Raw genomic sequence first — 13,970 nt, 5'->3', positions numbered from 1 at the left:
CGATCGGTCAACACGTCGTGTCAAGTGCCTGAGCGTGATCCCAGGCTTCTAGTGGATGAAGAAATCGAGCTCCAGCTTCATGAAGTTGATGCCCGTGAACAGCGCCTCTTCGAACAAACCCTCGCGGAGGATGTCGATCAGGTGCTCCCGCGCTGTGGTGAGGACCGCGTCGGGCCTCGTCGTTCCAACGAAGGCTCCGCTCCCGTCGGCCGGGGGCGGCACCCTCTGGAAGCTCTCTCCGTCGTCGCTACGAAAGAGCTTGATGCCCGCGACGAAGTCCACATAAGGGCGGCGCTCGACGAAATCGACGATGCTGTTGGCGTAGATCCTCCCGCCGATGGCGAGATCGGCGCCCTCGGCGTAGGCCCAGGGGGCGAGGAACCGGTTGAGATCGTCGTTGAGCCGCTGGGTGTAGTAGGCGTCGTTGCCGTCGGCCCGGAAGCGCACGCCGAGGCGGACGCGGACGGCCACGTAGTGGGCGTTCACGACCGCGATCGAGGCGGAGGCGGGGGCCCGCGCCGAGAGGTGCTCCCGCACGTCCGCGAGCAGGTTCGCCGGCGCCTTGGGCTCGAAGGGATCGGCCGGCAGCTTGTTCCGGACATCAGGGATGACGACGACCTGGACCCTCCCGGGCTCGCCGAGCGTCGCAGGGACGCACTTGGCGCGGTAGATCTCCGGAAACCGATCGAGGACCAGCCGCTCGTAGTCCCACACCGTGAGCGCGCGCTGCTTGTGGCGGAGGCGCTCGCTGACGCGCGTGGCCCAGGTGTCAGCGCCCTCCGCCGTCCGGCCCCCGTAGGAGGTGTCGGGCTGGCGCACGCCCGCGATCTGCGGGATCGCCGAGCTGAGCTTGGTGATGGTCCCGGCGGGGAGGGGCTCGCCGAAGTGATCCGGCGCATTGTCGTGGTCGACGAAGGTGGCGGACACCGCCTGGGTGTGGACCGCGATGGTGTCACAGAGGCTCCGTGTGTCCCGCTCCACGGCGGCGCGGATCCAGTAGAGATCGCCGCGCAGGCGGGTGCTGGGCTCCACCGGAGCGAGGGCGAGCTCGACGATCCCGGAGTTGATCAGGCCGCGCGTCGTATCCGAGATGAGCTGGTGCTCCAGCGCAATCCAGCGGTCGCCGCTCAGGTAGCTGAAGCGGACGGGCTGCGGCGGCAGATCCAGATTGGCGCTGCCCTCCGCCATCTGGAAGAGGATGGAGACGGTCTGGGGCGGGGAGAGGTCGCGCAGGCCGAGGTAGAGCTCGCCGTCGTTCTCGTACTCGGGCAGGAAGGGAAGGCCGGCGCTCGATCGCTCTCTCTCCCCGTCACAGGTGCCGAAGGGATGAACGTGGAACACCCGATCGACGGGTGTTCCGCCCGCGGCGCGCGGCGCGCCGTCGAAGCGGAGCTCCAGCGAAGACGCGTAGTCGAGCGTCAGGCTCTTCAGCTTCGGCGTGTAAGGCGGGTTCACCTGGTACGCCGCAGCGTCGACCTTCGCCGGGTCCTTGGCGACGGCGACCGACAGGGCGAGCGCCTTGCTCGAAGCCACGCCAGGGTAGCTCCCGTGCTGGAAATCCGGGGTGTTCAGCTCCCATTGCAGGTAGCGCCGAGAGGTCGACAGGTCCTGATCGAGCGAGCCCTCGACGAGCGCCTGGGGGTCGGCCGCGCCGGCCGCGGCGAGGGCGGTGGTGACGGCGATCGAGGTCGGATCGGAGCTCTTGGCGCCGAAGAGCGGCGCTGCCTTGGCGAGCTCCGTCGCCCCGCGCCCGTCGATCAAGCTGACCCTGGTGGTGAAGGTGAAGGGGGCAGACGGATAGTTGGCGTAATGGGCTGCGAGGTCCGCCGGCACCCCCATCCACTGGAAGTTGAAGGCCAGGCTGTCGAGCTTCTTGCCGGCGACCTCGGGGTGTCCGAGCAGGAGGCGTGAGCCGACGTCCGGCGCGCTGCCGAACGGCTCGAAGGGCTTCTTCGCGTCCAGCGTCGTCTCGTCGTTCTGGAGCTGGATGGACTTCAGCCCTTGGACCTCCACCTTGACGTGCGCGGACACCATCAGGAGCTCGCCGAGCTCCCGGTAGCGGATCACGTATTTTTTGTCCGCCTCGCTCCAGATCGGCCGGAGCATCAGCCGCAAGACGGGCCACGGGCTGTCCATCCCCGCGAGTCCCGAAGGCGGCGCCGCGATCGGGTCGACGCTGGCCCCCAGGGTCAGCGTGAATCGAACCCCGAGGGGATTGTCCTTGGGAGTCGTGCCGGTCAGATCCTTGTACGAACCGGTCTGCACCCCGACCGAAGAGCACTCGACCCAGCCCTTTTCGGTGCTGAGCTGGAAGAGCAGCGGGAGCTCTCCGCTCTGCGGAAAGAGGCCCTCCAGCGGAGAATGTGCGGGGCTGAATCCCAGGGTGAGCGTGATGACGCGCTGGCCTTCGCCGAGCACCAGCAGCGGAGAGCAGAGGGCCCAGCCGAGGACGGGCGCGGGAGCGGGGCCCGCGCTCGAGGAGGGCTGCGCCACCCCGAAGGTGACCCATGCGGGAGCGCCTCCCGCGGTGCCCTTCGGGCGGCTTGACACCGTGGTGGCGTCCTCCGCCGGAAACAGGTTGAACCACTCCTCCTTCTCTGCAGGCGGCTCGCCAAGCCGATTGCGCTGGGCGATCTCCAGGAGGACATAGATCTCCTCCCAGTCGTTCGACGTCGCGGACGACTGGAGCTTGGCGAGCTCCGTCTTGCCGAGATAGGGCTCGAGGCGGTCCATCGCGGCGGGGTCGTCCTCCGGGCTCGGGGCCTCGCCCAGCACGTACCGGATCAGGTCCACGAGCCGCGCCGGCGGAGCGCCCTCGAGGAGCCGCCGGAGCTCATCCCTGCGGTCCTTGCGGAGCTTCTCCCGGTGGGCCTCTTCGAGGATCGAAAATACCTGGTTCCACTCATTCTCCGGCGTGTCGAGGATCTCGCCCATGGCGATGGCGAAGCGCTCCGCCGGCACGTGGACGTACGCCTCGAGCACCAGCACGCCGCTCCAGTACTGCTCGATACCGTCCGTGCCGACGGCGGCCTTGGCGTTGTCGGCAAAGGCCGTGACGTCCGTGGGCGTGAGCCGGTAGGTCGGATCGTTTCTCTTCTTCTGCCCGGCGCTCTCGAGGATGCGGTTGATCTCGCCCCACGCGGCGTCGAACTGCCTCTTCCGCTGCATCATCTGCTCGAAGTCGGCGGGCACGAAGCCCAGCGTCTCCTGGATGAACGCCTGGACGTCGTCGCGCGTCCGGTGCTCGTAGAGATCGTCGACGGTGCTCACCTGGGGGAGCGTGCCGTACGTGAAGGGCCCCACGGCCTCCTGGAGGTTCGCCTCCAGGTCCCGCGAGTTCCGGGCGAGCGTGAACGGAGCGCCCCTCTTCTTCGTGCCGGCGAGCTCCAGCGCGGCGTAGATCTCGATCCACTCGGAGGGCGTCTCGGCGCGCAGCTTCTTCCGGTTCATCAGGTCGCGCAGCGTGGGGGGCGACATGAAGAAGTCGCTGTCCGAGCGCTTCACGAGGGCGAGAAGGCTCGTCAGCTTGGCGTAGTCGACCAGCGCCCCGTCGCCGGGATAGGGCGGCAGCGGATCTCCGATCGCGAGAGCGAACATCGCCTCGCACGCCCGCGGCTTGTCGTTCGCGTAGCGGCTCGTGACCTGGCGGAGCCCCATGCGCCGTCGATCGATGAAGAGAGAGCTGATCTTTTCGACCTGCGCCCGGTTGACGATGAGATCCCGATCGGTCGTGTAGATCCGGGCTCGTCCCAGGCTGTCCGGGCCGGCGTCGAGGAGCGCTCCGCCGGGCAAGAGGACCTCCCGGCCGCCAGGGGCGAGATCGACGATCAGGTTCACCCGATCCGGGATGGGCGGCCTCCGGGCCATCCGCAGGACCTGGCGATAGTAGAAGTCGAGGTGCCGTCCGGTCAGCGTGTTGAGCTCGGCCCGGGATTTCTCGAGCAACTGCAGGAACGCGAGGAAGAGGACGAAATGCGGCCGATAGAGCTCGGGGGCGGCCTCGGGGGTGAACTTCTCGGGGTTCTGGAGGAACGCCGCGACGTCCTCGGGCCGGAGCTTCGAGCCGACGAATCCGCTCCAGTCGCCATCCGGCTCGCCGCTGGCATTGTAGTACGTGAGCTCTTTGCCGTAGGCGCGCGCGAACGCCAGGAGATCTTCGGACGTGCGCTCGTCCACCGAGACGTAGCTGGGATCGAGCGCGGCGAGCGCGCGCCCCGCCTGGCTCGTACCGTCGCGCTCTGCGCCCTCAGGCTCTTTCGACGTGCTCGACATGACTGGCTCTGCCCTTCAACGTGAGTCGGGGATCCGCGTTCGCGGTCCCCTTTAACGTGGGTCGGGGATCCGCGTTCGCGGTCCCCTTCAGGTTCCCTTGAAGATCTTGTTGGTCGTGGTGAACATGCCTTTGCCCTGGTACTTCAGGGTCGCATCCGGGATCGGCGGCCCCGGCCCCTTCGGCGGCTGCTTCGCCGGGTTCTGGACCTCGAACGTCGCGTCAAATTGGGTCCCTTTCAGGAGGACAGCCTTGTTACCGGTCTTGGTCTTCTTCGCCTTCTGGTCGCTCCCGAGGGCGGCGATCTTCAGCGTCCCTTTGCCCGGGATGGAGTACCCCGGAATCACGTAGGAGCAGTTGGCGACCGAGACCTTGCCCTCGTCGCCCTCGACGCAGAGCTTCTTCCCGTTCAGCGTCGCCGGGCCGCTCCCCTCGAGCTTTCCGGGCCTGGGCAGGACGAGCGCGGCCCCGAAGGTGAACTCGAAGATCGCCTTGTCACCGTCGACGAGGATGAGCTTTTTTGTCATGGCGCTCTCACCCCCCGGGGAGGGTCGCCTCCGTGAGATAGAACGGGAAGACCATGTTGAAGCGTGAGTTCGTATCCCTGACGGTGTAGTTGACCCCGATGAGCACGCAGCCCGGCTGGGTGTCGCTCTCCGCGACGTCGATCCGATCGACCTGGATCCGGGGCTCGTGCTCGAGGATCGCGTCCGTGAGGAGCCGCTCGATGGTGTTGATGAGCCCCTGATCCAGCTCCTCGAATACCAGGCTCGCGAGGTCGCAGCCGAACGTCTCCTGCAGGACCCGCTCGCCCGGCGAGGTCCCGATCAGGATCTGCAGGCTCTGCTGGACGTCGGGGGCGCCGGAGACCATCTCCACGTCTGCGCCGCCGCGGCTCCACGAGGGCGGGAACGCCCAGCCTCGACCGAGGAAAGAGCTCTCAGGTAGCATCCGGCTCCTCCGGGGCGGGCTTGCCGCCGAGCTGCTCTCTTGCCTGCTGCTGGAGCTTGCCGACCAGCGCGTAGACCCTGGCGAACGGGAGCAGACCCACCCCTTCCAGGATCAGGTTCACCTCGTCCACCGTCACCGAGAGGTGGAGCTCTCTCGCCTCTTCTCCTGACCTCGTCATTTGACGTCGACCTCCTTGCCCGTGATCGTGACCTTCTTCTTGCCCTCGATCGTGAGGCTCAGATCCTTGCCGCTCGTGATCTCGATGCCGTCCTTGCCCATGGTGATGGAATTGCCGTGCTGGTCGGCGAGGAGGATGCTCTTGGCGTCGTCGTCGATGACCAGCTTGTTCTTGTTGGCCGTCTCGATGGACACCGACGCCTTGTTCTCGTCGGGGTCGAGGAGCGTTATCTTCGTCCCGAACTTGGTGACGATCCCGCTCTTGTCGTTCTTTTCGCTGGGATCTCCCATCACGTCCGGGGGCGCGTTCTTCGACCCGAAGAGGGCCCCCAGGATCACCGGGCGGCGCGGATCGTCGTTGAAGAAGCCCACCACCACCTCGTCCTTGGGCTCCGGCCGGAAGAAGTACCCGCGCGCCTTGCCTGCGTCGGGCGAGGCGAGCCGGGCCCAGACAGCCTTGTCCTGCTTGGCGTCGACGCCCGGGAGGATGACCTTGACCCGGAGCTCCTTGTCGGGATCGTCCTCGAAACCGGCGACGACGCCGATCTGCAGGCCGCTCACCGCGGGCAGGAGCCCGGCCGCCGGCGTGTCGCGGATTTCCTCCTTGCGGGAGAACCCCTCGGGCGAGACCCCGAACTGCACGTCGGTCCGCCAGCCCGACGCGTCGACCCGGTGGCGGAGCCCCGTCACCAGCGTCTCGCCGTTGAATCGCTTGCCGATCCCCGCGACCGCCATCACGTCGAGCGGCTTGATATCGGCGAAGCCCGGCACCGCGATCCGCCCGCGGAGCAGCGCCATCCGGCTCCTCGCCATGTGGGCGTCAGCCCAGGCCTGGAGCTCCTCTGCGGCGACGGGGACCGGGTGGGAGAGCGAGCAGGTGCCGTTGCCGACCGCGTCGCCGAGCTTGCCCCCGTCGAGGTTCCCCTGGGTGGCGCGGACGCTCTTCGCCTTGCTGACCGCGGTGGGCTTCTGCTCCTTGGGATCCCAGGCGACGCTCTCCACGGCTCGGTACTGGTGCTCGGCGTCGGCCTCGATCTCGACGTCGAAGATCTCGGTGATGCCATAAGCGAAGCGGTGCTTGGGCGCGCCTTCGATCGCCGTCTTCCGGAGCGAGACCTTGCCGTCCTCGACGACCACGAGGAGGCCGAGCGCGCCGGCCCGCAAGAGGATGAAGTCCCAGGGCGTGGAGTTGTATTGCACCATCTCCGCGTGCTCCGGCTTGGTCTCGGCGATGGTGCCGACCTCGACGCTGGCCGCCGCGAGGAGCTCCTTGACGATCGCGCCGTCGGTCATCTTCCGGAAGACGGCGCTCCGCCGCGCGGTGGTCAGCTTGACGGCGGCGTCCTTGATCCCGATCACCAGGACGGAGCCGTCGTCGCCCGCCTCCACCCCGTGCCGCACCACCATGCCCTTGAAGACGCACTGGTCTGCTTCGCCCTCGTACCGGAGCTTGATCTCGATCTTCGCCCCCGGCTCGAAGAAGCCCGTATCGCTGATGTCGAACGCCTGCTTCGCGGCGTCGCCGTCGCGCACGCGCAGCTCCGCCTGGGGGATCCGGTCGACCTCTCTCCGGATGTCGAGGGAGAGCAGCTCGTAGGCCGGGTCCATCGGCTTACCGTTGCTGAGGATGGTGGGAGTCACCGCGGGCATGGCGTCATCTATCCTTGCTGGAGGCGTCGGCGACCAGGTTGGCGAGCGGTGGAAAGAGGATCTGCTGGCCGGGGGTAAGGCTCCTGAAGTCGTCCAGGCGGTTCCACCGCGCGACGTCCAGGTAGGCGGCGGACGAGCCGTAGATGTCCCTGGTCAGGAGCGGCAGCGTGTCCCCGCTGCGCACGATCCGGCTGTGGGTCAGATCCGGCGACGTCTTGCCCTCCTCCCTGGCGCGTGCCTTGGCGGCCTTGTCGGAGATCAGCGTCACCTGGAGCTCGGCCCGGAGCGGGGTGCCGTCCCGCTCGAACGCGGTGTACTTGATCTCGGCCGCGGAGAGGCGACAGGAGAAGATCAGCGATCCCCACTCCACGAGAAGATAATTGGGCTCGTGGATGACCCCGTTGTACCGGAAGGCGACGTCGAGGAACGTCTTGACGCGATCCTTCACGCTCTTCCGCATCGGCGCGAGGAGCCCTATCGACTCCACGCCGGTGCCGTCGACCACCAGGGTGAGCGTGAGCGTGCGCGGCTTGCTCCCGCTATACGAGAGCTGCGGCCCGCTGGTGCCCACCCCCTGCCTGGCCCCCCAGGTGATCGCGTAGCTGTCCGAGAAAGACGCCGGGTTGAACATCGCCTCGAACGGCGCCGCGCTCGGCTGCCGGCGCGCGGCGTCCTTGAAGGCCTTGATCTTGAGCTTCTCGAGCTTGAAGAGGTTCAGTCCCACGATCATCTCTCCTTTGACGCCCTGAGGACCCGGAGGACCTCCTTGACCGCCGCCTCGATCACGGCCTCCTGCCCGGCGGCCGTGATGTCGGGCGCGGCGGCGCGCGCGCGCGGCGCCCCCTCCGGGGGCGCGACGACGGCGCGGATCACCAGCTCTTTGATCTCCACAGGCATGTTCATACCCTCATGATCTGCATCCGGGCGTAGGCGAGCTCGAGCGACTCGATGAGCAGGTCCTTCGGCTCGGCGTCGAGGTCGGAGGTCGACCACTTGACCGGATAGGCTCTGAAGAAGAACCACGCCGACACCGGGATGTATGCCTCGTTGAAGAGGGTCACGAGGACGTTCGAGGTGGCGAATTTGAAGAGGGACATCGCGGCGTCGAACTCGAGGCGCAGCGGCGAACCCACCACCATGCCGCGCTCGAGGACGAGGTTGCCGAACTCGACCCCAGAGGGCAGCGGCTGGGTGTAGAGGTTCTGTCCGCCCTCCGCGAGCGGCGTCGTCTTCACCGTCGCCGAGAGCCCTTTCACCTTCTTGAAGCGGATGTCGAGCGGGTTTGGCACCACGCCGCCGGCGAAGAAGGAGACGCCGAAACGGAAGCTGGCGAACATCTCGCTCTGCGGAGCGAGCTTCGGTATAGCAGCGCTCATGATCCTGACCTCCACCCCTTCGGCCCGGGGCCCGGGGCGCCGCGCGGCGGATCCGCGCAGCGCCCCGGATCTCGGCCGGGGGAACCGCCGTTGTCGCGAACGTCAGAGCCTGACAACGGAGATCTCCCTGACCTGCAGCTCGAGCGTGTCCACGACGACGTCGTTCGTGGCGGCGCTGAATGTCGGCGCCTTGAGGCTGACGGGGACCGCGACGGCGACCTTCCAGGCGAGCACCGCCGCGCCCGTCGCGTCACAGAGGCTTACCTCCATGCTCCGGCTGTCGTGCTTCTCCAGCCACCTGTAGAGGAACAGCGGATCTGCCCCGAGGACGGTGCCGCGCTTGCAGGTGACTGGCGTGAACCGCTTGGAGTTGAACGTCTGGATCACGTGGCCCTCCTGGAAGCTCAGGCCGTGCGCGTACGTCACGTGCTGGCGCTCGACCGCGAGACCCGAGACCTCGGTGAAGCTCATCGAGGTCTCGTCCACCTTCACGCGGAAGTTGTACGCGGCGAGCGGGTAGCTCGTCCGCTGCGTGTCCGTCGACTGGGCCATCGCGCCGCTCTACGCCTCTTCGATCAGGATCGAGTCCGCCATCAGCTCCATGCTCTCGATGGCAGCGTCGTTGGACGTGGCCGTGAAGGTGGGCGCGTCGAGCTTGGTGGGGAAGGCGTTCTGCACCTTCCAGCTGATCACCGCCTCGCCCTTCTCGTCGCAGAGGCGGACGTAGATGTCCTTCTTCTCGACCTGGTTCACCTGGATCGCGCTGATCCAGGCGTAGAGCGTGGCGACGCTGGTCTTCTTGACGATGCCCTTCTTCAGGGTGAGCGTCGGCGCGGTGCGCTGCGCCGGCATGTTCATCACCACCGGGCCGGGCGCCGCCCCGGCGATGGGGCTCTCCTTGTAGGTCGTCGTCTCGCGCTTGATGCTGAGCCCGGAGATCTCCGAGAAGCCAACCGCGGTGCCCGCGATCTCGACCCTGTAGTTGTATGACGGGAGAGGATACGCGGTGATGATCTCGCTCTTGGTCAGTGCCATGGTCTAGGCCTCCTGCAGCTTGTGAGAGAAGCGAAGAACGACGAACTCGGCAGGTCGCACGGCCGCGATCCCGATCTCGACGATCATCCGCCCCTCGAGGATGTCCTGGCTGGTCATCGTCTTGCCCAGGCCCACGTTGACGAAGTAGGCCGCCGCCGGGGAGGCCCCGGCCAGGGCGCCGCGCTCCCAGAGGCCGTAGAGGAAGCTCTCGATCATCCCCTTGACCTTGAGCCATGTCGTCAGGTCGTTGGGCTCGAAGACCGCGAAGGAGGAGGCCTTTCGGGCCGACTCCTCGATCATGATGAAGAGCCGCCGGACCGAGACGTACCGCCACTCGTTGTCGTTGCCGGCCAGGGTCCTCGCCCCCCACACGATGGTCCCCTTGCCGGTGAACGCGCGCACGGCGTTGATCGATTTACCCGCCGTCGGGTCGACGTTGAGGGCGTCCTGATCGTCGTTGGTGACCTTCAGCACCGGCCCGATGACGGCCGAGATGCTGACGTTGGCGGGCGCCTTCCACACGCCGCGATCCCGGTCCACGCTGGCGTAGATGCCCGCGACCGCAGCGCTCGGCGGGAGGACGATCCGCTCGGCCGTCAGCCTGGTCCTGACCTGCTGATAGGTCGCCGTCTGGCTCGCCTTGACTGTGTCGAGAGCGACGCCGTCCGCCGCCCCGATCTTGATGGAGACGTCCGCGTCCGCGTACGCGTAGCTCAGGGAGGTCTGGAGGTACGGGTAGTAGGCGGCGCCGTAGGCCAGGTTGCTCATCCCGATCCCGTCGCGGAACACGTCGATGTCCTCCTTGCCCGTGTCCGCGTCCTTCTTGACGTCGAAGATCGCAAAGCGGTCACCCAGCTTATGGCACTGGGCGAGGGCCGCCTCGCACAGCTCGTGGTAGTCCGCGGCGGCGAGGCTCACGGCGTCGGTCAAGACGATCAGCGTCGGCTCGTCCTCCTTCTCGAGCAGCGTGAGGCCGGCGGCGATGTCGTCCTTGGCGGGCGGCGACGTGTAATCTCCGACGGAGACGACATAGCAGCTCCCGCCCCCGTTCTTGAAGTAGTGACTCAAAGCGTAGTACAGCAAGAACCCGGAAGCGGGGCCCCGCGTCACGCCGGTCACCTGGGACTCGGCGTCCACCGTGACCGTGAAGCTCGCGAGCTTGGGCCCTCCGAAGAGCTGCTCGTACTCGAGCAGCGTGTTCACTCGGGCGATCGATGGGCCCTTCTCGGTAGATGGGCTCTTCTCGGTATATCCGATGAAGGCGGGGACCGCGGTGGAGACCTCCGCCACCGAGGGCGGCAGAGTCGATACCTCTTCCACGTAGACACCGGGAGTCTTATAGGCAAACATCGTTCCTCAATCTCAGGGGGTTTGAAAGGGTTGCGCTCGATACGTGACGATCTGAAGCAGCAGATCCTCCTTTGCAGGGCTCTGCATCGATGGATTGGGCAGGGGACCCGCTACGCGGTCGGGGCCGAGCCGGAGCTCTATGCTCTTCCTCGGCTCCTCGCGCGCGGCGACGGGCTCGTCGGAGACGAAGTACACGCAGCGCATCCCGGGATACCGACCGGCGATCTGCGCCGCGATCGGGTCCACCGGATCGAGGGTCGCGGCGCTGAAGCGCAGCGCGCCATCGGCCCCGGCGGGCGAGGCGTCCACCACGGTGAGCTCGCCCCCGGCCGGCGCCAGGTCGGTGACGCAGTAGTAGGCCCATCGCGCCCGCCTGGCCTGGAAGCTGACCTGGAAAGGGGCGGGCCGCGGCGCGCTCCCGGGGCGGATCTCGACGGCGGCGAAGATGCCTGGCGGGAGCCGCGGCCGGGCCGGATCGGCGGGGGCTAGCCCGAGCTCGCCGTCGGTCCCCGCGCCGGCGTCGGTGAAGACCGGCGCCGCGTGCCCGCTGACGCCGGTGAGGTCGGTGACGACGGCGAAGTCGCCGCCCCGGACCTCGATGTAGAAGAGCAGCGCCGCGTCCCCCGGGAGCGGGAGGAAGGGCTGCCCCGCGGCGTCAAGCGGTGAGAGGACGCGGACGCCCTCGGGGCCCGATCGCACGATACAGCGATGATTGCGGAGCAGGCGCGCCGTGTCGTCGCTCGGCTCGATCGCGAAGTCCGGGCACCTCTGGTCCGCGTAGAACGCGTGCTTCAAGAGCACCTCGATGATCGCGACGTGCTTCACTGGTGGATCCTCTGCATCGGCTCGCTGATCTGCGGTGCGACGAGGCCGTCCTCGTCCCGGAAGACGACCATCCGGACCTTGTAGAGGAGCGAAGGCTGATAAGAGCTCCGGAGGACGCCCCAGAGCTGGTTCTGCTCGGAGAGGGGGAGCGTCAGCAGCTCCATGGTGAGCTTCTCGATCCTGTCGCTCATCGCCGGTGTGCTCACGTGGTCGAGGACCCGATGGCCCTGGAAGAACTGCAGGATCAGCGAGATGCACCGCAGGCCTTGCTCGTAGTCCTTGAAGCGAGCGGCGAAGAGGACGTAAGCGTTCATCTGGATCGCCGGCTGGACGCGCTGCGTGGTGCCGTCCGCCAGCGTCGACCGGAACGGGTCGGCCGGCCTCAGCGTGTGATCTTCCTCGAGGTTGACCAGGAGGAGCGTGACGGCGCCGAGCTTGAGATCGAGGCTGTCCACCTTCTCGCTGTCGAGGAAGACGACTGGCCCCTGGTCGGGCACCGGGCCGCGCCAGCCCGAGCTCGCGGTCAGGTGCTCGTTCACCGTGTTCTTGAGCAGGACGAGGAGGTCGCTGATCACGGCTGACGCCCCCTGGAGCTCTGATATTGTCCCGCTTCCATTGGCTCTCATCCTTGAAGATCTTGGGTCATGGCATTCGCGACGCGGGGCCTGAACGTCAGCCTCCGTCGGAGCGGATCGCCCCGTTGGAACGGCGCTTCGAGGCCCCGCGGACGACGCCGTGGTCTTCCGTCGGTGCTTGTCTCGACATCGGTAATAGCCAGGGTCAATCGGGCTGACAACTTAAGGTATTTTAAAGGTGCCTCATTCAGCGGCGTGACCGGGCCGTGTCGTGCCACCATTCGCGCAGCGGATCTGGAGCGAGGAGGAGCGCCGCGGCTCGACGGGTATGGAGAGGATGACCAAGATCATGGAGAACGCCGCCGACCTCGAGCGGGAGCTGACCTGGTTTCGCAGCGTCCTGGAGGCGCGGATCAAGATCCATTTCGGCGAGGGCGCGACCGAGGGGAGCGTGCTCGACCTCGCGCCGCCTGATCTCGGCGGGTCGAGCTCGGAGTACGCCGGCTTCGTGCGGCGCCATCAGCTCTCCTTCGTCGAGCGCCTCGCCCTGGTGCTCGCCCTGGTCCCGCACCTGCGGCCCCAGCTCCTCGACGTCTGCTTCACCCGCGAACCCACCGTGGATCGGAGGCTGACCGAGCTCGGTGGCGTCCAGCTCAGATCCGACGGCGAGCTCCTGCCCACGGGCGAGACGCTGGCGTTCATCGTCGGAGGTGACGACCTCGCGCTCCGGTTCTCCGTGCGGCTCATCCTGGATCCTCAGCACCTCTTCATCAGGCACGGCGTCCTCAGGCTCGGGGGCGGCGACGAGGTGACGCCGATGAAGGCCCCCCTCCGGATCTCGGAGGAGCTGCTCTGTCTCTTCACCACCGGCGAGCCGCGGCGGCAGAGCCACGGGCCCGGCTTTCCCGCCCAGCAGATCGAGACGCGCGTCGGCTGGGAGGACGTGGTGTTGCACCCCGGCACCCGCAAGAGCCTCGAGGAGATCCAGACCTGGATCGAGCACGGAGGGACGTTGATGGAGGAGTGGGGAATGGCCTCCAAGCTGCGCCCCGGCTACCGCAGCCTCTTCTATGGCCCGCCGGGCACGGGCAAGACCATGACCGCCTGCCTGCTCGGCAAGACCACCGGCCGTGAGGTCTACAAGGTGGATATCTCCCTGGTGGTGTCGAAGTACCTCGGGGAGACGGAGAAGAACCTCGGCCGGGTCTTCGACCAGGCCGAGCACCAGGGCTGGATATTGTTCTTCGACGAGGCCGACGCGCTCTTCGGCAAGCGCAGTGAGACGCGGGACGCGCACGACCGCTACGCCAACCAGCAGGTCTCCTTCCTCCTGCAGCGCATCGAGACCTTCGACGGGCTCGCGGTCCTGGCGTCCAACCTGCGCGACAACCTCGACGACGCCTTTGCGCGGCGGTTCGAGTCGATCATCTACTTTCCGATGCCGCGCGCCGAGGAGCGCGCGCGGCTGTGGCGGCAGGGATTCTCACCCAGGGCGAGGCTCGACGGCTCCGTGGACCTGGAGAAGATCGCGCGCGAGCACGAGCTCGCGGGGGGCGCGATCATGAACGTGATCCGCTACGCCTCGCTGCAGGCCTTGAGAGAGGGCGGCCGTCCCCTCACGGTAGAGGACCTCCTGCAGGGCATCCGGAAGGAGTATGCCAAGCAGGGGAAGGCGGGTTGAGCGGACGCTCGCGTTCAGCGTCGCTTACCAGAAGAGGGACTGCGCCGACGCGGCCGTGGGGCCGGGCAACACCTGCGAGA

Annotated in this window: 14 protein-coding genes; 1 reads left to right on the top strand and 13 read right to left on the bottom strand. The window is 67.3% G+C overall.

From position 1 onward, the window contains the following. Window positions 1-48 precede the first annotated feature (48 nt). From WMF39_RS11535 to WMF39_RS11475, 13 genes are all read right to left on the bottom strand, one after another. A complete protein-coding gene (locus WMF39_RS11535; RefSeq protein WP_437745581.1) occupies window positions 49-4,272 on the bottom strand; it encodes a baseplate J/gp47 family protein in 4,224 nt (1,407 codons plus the stop codon). An 87-nt stretch (window positions 4,273-4,359) separates the two neighbouring features. Continuing rightward, a complete protein-coding gene (locus WMF39_RS11530; protein WP_437745580.1) occupies window positions 4,360-4,797 on the bottom strand; it encodes a hypothetical protein in 438 nt (145 codons plus the stop codon). A gap of 7 nt (window positions 4,798-4,804) precedes the next feature. Then, entirely contained in the window at window positions 4,805-5,221 is a 417-nt protein-coding gene (locus WMF39_RS11525) for a GPW/gp25 family protein (RefSeq protein WP_437745579.1), read from the bottom strand. Next, window positions 5,211-5,399, bottom strand: coding sequence for a hypothetical protein (locus tag WMF39_RS11520; RefSeq protein ID WP_437745578.1), 189 nt, complete (start codon window positions 5,397-5,399; stop codon window positions 5,211-5,213). The genes WMF39_RS11525 and WMF39_RS11520 overlap by 11 nt, the downstream gene beginning before the upstream one ends. Further along, window positions 5,396-7,048 carry a type VI secretion system tip protein VgrG gene (gene vgrG / locus WMF39_RS11515; protein ID WP_437745577.1) on the bottom strand — a complete coding sequence of 551 codons (1,653 nt, stop codon included), beginning with the start codon at window positions 7,046-7,048 and terminating at the stop codon, window positions 5,396-5,398. Before vgrG ends, WMF39_RS11520 begins: the two co-directional genes overlap by 4 nt. Window positions 7,049-7,052: 4 nt before the next feature. Beyond that, window positions 7,053-7,772 carry a CIS tube protein gene (locus WMF39_RS11510; RefSeq protein WP_437745576.1) on the bottom strand — a complete coding sequence of 240 codons (720 nt, stop codon included), beginning with the start codon at window positions 7,770-7,772 and terminating at the stop codon, window positions 7,053-7,055. A gap of 2 nt (window positions 7,773-7,774) precedes the next feature. Then, window positions 7,775-7,945: a DUF5908 family protein gene (locus tag WMF39_RS11505; protein WP_437745575.1), complete on the bottom strand. Its 171-nt coding sequence runs from the start codon at window positions 7,943-7,945 to the stop codon at window positions 7,775-7,777. Window positions 7,946-7,947: 2 nt separating this feature from the next. Continuing rightward, entirely contained in the window at window positions 7,948-8,424 is a 477-nt protein-coding gene (locus WMF39_RS11500; RefSeq protein ID WP_437745574.1) for a phage tail protein, read from the bottom strand. 102 nt (window positions 8,425-8,526) lie between these two features. Next, window positions 8,527-8,976 (bottom strand): phage tail protein, encoded by a 450-nt coding sequence (locus WMF39_RS11495; protein ID WP_437745573.1) that lies wholly within the window; start codon window positions 8,974-8,976, stop codon window positions 8,527-8,529. 9 nt (window positions 8,977-8,985) lie between these two features. Next, window positions 8,986-9,459: a phage tail protein gene (locus WMF39_RS11490; protein ID WP_437664836.1), complete on the bottom strand. Its 474-nt coding sequence runs from the start codon at window positions 9,457-9,459 to the stop codon at window positions 8,986-8,988. 3 nt (window positions 9,460-9,462) lie between these two features. After that, window positions 9,463-10,809, bottom strand: coding sequence for a phage tail sheath family protein (locus WMF39_RS11485; RefSeq protein WP_437745572.1), 1,347 nt, complete (start codon window positions 10,807-10,809; stop codon window positions 9,463-9,465). A 12-nt stretch (window positions 10,810-10,821) separates the two neighbouring features. Then, the gene (locus tag WMF39_RS11480) at window positions 10,822-11,634 is read right to left on the bottom strand and encodes a hypothetical protein (RefSeq protein ID WP_437745571.1); all 813 of its coding nucleotides are present in this window, start codon (window positions 11,632-11,634) and stop codon (window positions 10,822-10,824) included. Further along, on the bottom strand, window positions 11,631-12,209 hold the full coding sequence (locus WMF39_RS11475) for a DUF4255 domain-containing protein (protein WP_437745570.1): 579 nt from the start codon (window positions 12,207-12,209) through the stop codon (window positions 11,631-11,633). Before WMF39_RS11475 ends, WMF39_RS11480 begins: the two co-directional genes overlap by 4 nt. Before the next feature lie 337 nt (window positions 12,210-12,546). On the opposite strand from WMF39_RS11475, the gene WMF39_RS11470 reads away from it, so the two are divergent. Continuing rightward, window positions 12,547-13,890, top strand: a complete 1,344-nt coding sequence (locus WMF39_RS11470; protein WP_437745569.1) for an ATP-binding protein — start codon at window positions 12,547-12,549, stop codon at window positions 13,888-13,890. Window positions 13,891-13,970 lie beyond the last annotated feature (80 nt).

The sequence above is a fragment of the Sorangium sp. So ce1504 genome (genome assembly GCF_051521635.1).
Taxonomy (GTDB): Bacteria; Myxococcota_A; Polyangia; order Polyangiales; family Polyangiaceae; genus Sorangium; species Sorangium cellulosum_B.
Note: the sequence above shows the minus strand (reverse complement) of the source record. Positions and strands in the feature narration are given on the sequence as shown.

Excerpts from the sequence above, each read along its gene's own strand:
- WMF39_RS11520 (WP_437745578.1), bottom strand. The coding sequence starts at position 5,399 with ATGACGAGGTCAGGAGAAGAGGCGAGAGAGCTCCACCTCTCGGTGACG.
- WMF39_RS11535 (WP_437745581.1), bottom strand. The coding sequence starts at position 4,272 with ATGTCGAGCACGTCGAAAGAGCCTGAGGGCGCAGAGCGCGACGGTACG.
- WMF39_RS11485 (WP_437745572.1), bottom strand. The coding sequence starts at position 10,809 with ATGTTTGCCTATAAGACTCCCGGTGTCTACGTGGAAGAGGTATCGACT.
- WMF39_RS11490 (WP_437664836.1), bottom strand. The coding sequence starts at position 9,459 with ATGGCACTGACCAAGAGCGAGATCATCACCGCGTATCCTCTCCCGTCA.
- WMF39_RS11500 (WP_437745574.1), bottom strand. The coding sequence starts at position 8,424 with ATGAGCGCTGCTATACCGAAGCTCGCTCCGCAGAGCGAGATGTTCGCC.
- WMF39_RS11505 (WP_437745575.1), bottom strand. The coding sequence starts at position 7,945 with ATGCCTGTGGAGATCAAAGAGCTGGTGATCCGCGCCGTCGTCGCGCCC.
- WMF39_RS11530 (WP_437745580.1), bottom strand. The coding sequence starts at position 4,797 with ATGACAAAAAAGCTCATCCTCGTCGACGGTGACAAGGCGATCTTCGAG.
- WMF39_RS11525 (WP_437745579.1), bottom strand. The coding sequence starts at position 5,221 with ATGCTACCTGAGAGCTCTTTCCTCGGTCGAGGCTGGGCGTTCCCGCCC.
- WMF39_RS11495 (WP_437745573.1), bottom strand. The coding sequence starts at position 8,976 with ATGGCCCAGTCGACGGACACGCAGCGGACGAGCTACCCGCTCGCCGCG.
- vgrG (WP_437745577.1), bottom strand. The coding sequence starts at position 7,048 with ATGCCCGCGGTGACTCCCACCATCCTCAGCAACGGTAAGCCGATGGAC.
- WMF39_RS11470 (WP_437745569.1), top strand. The coding sequence starts at position 12,547 with ATGACCAAGATCATGGAGAACGCCGCCGACCTCGAGCGGGAGCTGACC.